This is a genomic window from Bartonella queenslandensis AUST/NH15 (assembly GCF_000312585.1).
GTDB classification, from domain to species: Bacteria; Pseudomonadota; Alphaproteobacteria; order Rhizobiales; family Rhizobiaceae; genus Bartonella; species Bartonella queenslandensis_A.
This window is the reverse complement of the sequence record NZ_HE998003.1, coordinates 41,402-44,767: the sequence shown is the minus strand read 5'-3', so window position 1 is coordinate 44,767 and position 3,366 is coordinate 41,402. Positions and strand designations below refer to the sequence as shown.

4 protein-coding genes and 1 pseudogene are annotated in these 3,366 nt (G+C 38.0%); all 5 read left to right on the top strand.

All coding sequences use genetic code 11. The annotated features are described in order from the left end of the window. Positions 1-411: thiazole synthase (locus BN338_RS05355; RefSeq protein ID WP_039759791.1), on the top strand; the 411-nt coding region annotated here is incomplete at its 5' end. After that, entirely contained in the window at positions 411-1,016 is a 606-nt protein-coding gene (locus BN338_RS05350) for a thiamine phosphate synthase (RefSeq protein WP_039759789.1), read from the top strand. The genes BN338_RS05355 and BN338_RS05350, both read left to right, overlap by 1 nt. Next, positions 1,007-1,768: a hydroxymethylpyrimidine/phosphomethylpyrimidine kinase gene (locus BN338_RS05345; RefSeq protein WP_039759786.1), complete on the top strand. Its 762-nt coding sequence runs from the start codon at positions 1,007-1,009 to the stop codon at positions 1,766-1,768. The genes BN338_RS05350 and BN338_RS05345 overlap by 10 nt, the downstream gene beginning before the upstream one ends. A gap of 351 nt (positions 1,769-2,119) precedes the next feature. Beyond that, complete coding sequence (locus BN338_RS05340; protein ID WP_039759784.1) at positions 2,120-2,959, top strand: uracil-DNA glycosylase; 840 nt, start codon at positions 2,120-2,122, stop codon at positions 2,957-2,959. Positions 2,960-3,028: 69 nt separating this feature from the next. Beyond that, positions 3,029-3,366 (top strand): annotated as a pseudogene (pepN, locus tag BN338_RS05335) (aminopeptidase N); the annotation flags it as partial.

Genomic DNA, 3,366 nt, shown 5'->3' with positions numbered 1-3,366 from the left:
AACAGCGAAGATTTCAAAATTTTTGCCTATACGACCGATGATCTCATTGTTGCTGAAAAACTCTTAGATGCTGGTTGCCATGTCATTATGCCTTGGTGTGCCCCTATTGGATCTGCCAAAGGTCCTCATCATATCGATGGATTGCGCTCTATCCGTGCTTATCTTCCTGATGTTACTCTCGTTGTTGATGCGGGCATTGGGCGCCCATCCCATGCTACTGTTGCTATGGAACTCGGTTATGATGCAGTTCTTCTCAATACCGCAGTTGCTAAAGCAGGTAATCCTGTCTTGATGGCTGAAGCGTTTTCCAAAGCTATTCAAGCAGGACGTATGGGATATAAAGCAGGTATTCTCGAAGCACGCAATGTCGCTGTTCCTTCAACCCCCGTCATTGGTAAAGCCGTATTTTGATGAAGTTGGATCCCTTTTACCTTATCGTTGACAATGCTGATTGGGTTGAACGTTTGATTCCTCTTGGTGTTAGACTCATACAGTTGCGTATGAAAGATGAAGATCTAAAAACAATCCGTCAACATATTAAGCGTGCAAAAAACATATGTGATCAATGGGGGGCACAATTAATTGTTAATGATCACTGGGGCATCGCTATTGATGAAAAATGCAATTTTATTCATCTTGGGCAAGAAGATCTAAGCAATGCTGATCTTCCTGCAATTCGTAAAAATGGTATAAGATTTGGTCTTAGCACCCATGATGAACATGAATTGGATATCGCGCTCTCTGTTCATCCTAACTATATTGCTCTTGGTCCTATTTATCCGACAATCTTAAAAAAAATGAAATGGATGCCGCAAGGACTAGAAAAAATTCAACAATGGAGAAAGAAAATTGGTCATTTACCTTTCGTTGGCATTGGTGGTTTAACGCCAGAACGTGCAATAGATGTTTTGAAAGCGGGCGCCAATAGCGCGGCTGTTGTCACCGACATTATCCTCCATAAAAAACCAGAAGAGCGTGTACAACAATGGATCAAGGTAACCCAACCATGGCGTTGACACCTTCTATTCTTATTGTCGCAGGCACTGATCCAACAGGAGGTGCTGGCATTGTTCGTGATATAGAAACAGCTGCATATTTTCACATTAAAGCAAATTTAGCCATCACTTGTGTGAATGTACAAGATGATCATCGCGTCGCTGAAATCGGGCCAATGAATGAGACACTTATCTCCGCACAAATGCGCATCGCCTTAGAAGCGAATCCTATCAGCGCAATAAAAATTGGTATGACAGGAAATCAGGCGATTATAGCAGCAATTTGTCGTGTACTCGAAGATTATCCCCATATTCCAGTTATTCTTGATCCTGTACTGGTTGCCTCATCAGGGGGAAAACTAACAACGGAAAAAATCATAGACATTATGATCAATAAGCTTCTCCCATATGTTACTCTTTTAACACCAAATAGAGACGAACTCGCTCTCCTTAGCCAAACCCCACTGGCATCTCATCATGAAGAGACAATACAACAAGCAAAAAAACTTTTGTCATTGGGAGCTCGCTCTATTTTAGTAAAAGGTGGACATGCAGAGGGATCTCTTGCAATTGATAGCTTCATTGACAAAACTGAAGTCATCAATATTTCTGCTCCACGTTTAAAAGGAACAATGCGTGGAACAGGTTGCATTCTCTCAACTGCTATTGCAGCTCATTTGGCACTCAATGAACCTCTCATTTCAGCTGTAAAAAAAGCAAAAGCATATACCCACACATTGCTTTTAACCCATTGTAAAAATATTTTTAAATAATACTAGATTATATAAAAGTAATATTTATATATTTTTTCTCATTTTAAATATTATTTTTAAATAAAAATCATAAAAAGAAATAAAAAATATTATTATTTACATCACTTGCATTCAGTAGAGAATTCTTTTACCATGAAAATATTATTTTGTTTAAAAAGTTTAAATCGTGCGATTTGAATAAATTATACATTTTAAAATGTCTATAATCACAAATATCTGTATTTTACGGTTTGTCTTTTTTGTGAAAAGAGAAAATGCTGTCAGCGTTTTTATGCACTAATATACATATTTATAAAACTTGAAGAATAATTTTGTTTGATCTATAATTGTCAGATCATTAGAAAAAATAAAATGTTAAATCAAACTCTGTGTCCAATTTCCTATGAAGAACTCTTAAGCTTTTATAAAGAAAGTGGTGCGGATGCCGTTTTGGTAGATTTACCTATTGATCGTTTTAAGCAATCTTCTTCTTCAGAGAAAAAGTCAACGCCTGTTGTTAACGCTTCTCATCATCACCAAAGATCTCCCAAAACATCCCCAACCATAAAATTAGATCATCACCCGCTGCATAACTCTAGGGCTATACAAAATGAACCTACAGCTGTAGAGAGTGCAAAAAATGCAAAGACACTTGATGAATTAAAATCTGCTCTCCTTGCATTTAATGGCTGTTCATTAAAATTAACAGCAAAAAATACCTGTTTTTCAGATGGAATAGCAGGAAGTCCCTTGATGCTCATAGGCGAAGCCCCAGGACGAGAAGAGGATATACAAGGAATTCCTTTTGTAGGAAAAGCAGGAATGTTACTGAATAAAATTCTCGCATCAATTGGCTTAACAAGAAATAACGTGTACATCGCTAACACTATTCCTTGGCGTCCACCAGGAAATCGTACACCAACACCAAGAGAAGTTGCCTTGTGCCGCCCTTTCATTGAACGACACATTCATTTAGCGCGTCCTCGTGTTCTTGTTGCACTAGGAGGCGTTGCTGCACAGTTTCTTACCGGCTCTCAAAACGGAATCATCCGAACACGAGGCAAATGGTATATTTATGAAAGCGAGGATAATATAAAAATACCTGTCATGCCAACTTTCCACCCTGCCTATCTTCTTAGAACCCCTAGTCAAAAGAAGCTTACATGGATAGACTTCTTAGAAGTAAAAAATCGCCTCGATAGCCTTTTGTAACTCTTTAATCCTATCTTGCTTCTAAAATTAAACACCTTCTTTAATTCTTAAAATATGAATGGGAAAACTATGGAACAGCCAACAACATCTATTTATCGTTTGGAAGACTACCAACCAACCCCTTACACTATTCCCAAAACACAACTTTCTTTCCAATTGGCACCAACAAAAACCTATGTTACCGCCTTATTGTCCATTGAACCCCGTCACAATACAAAAAAATTCACACCTCTTGTACTTTCTGGAGATGATCTTACTTTAATTTCTGTTGCGATTAATGATGAGATATTAGCCCCAAACACTTATAAAATTACGCCTTCACGTTTAGAAATTACAACGCCACCAGCGGTTCCTTTTACATTAAAATTGGTTACGGAAGTGAATCCTGAAAGCAACCGCCAACTCAT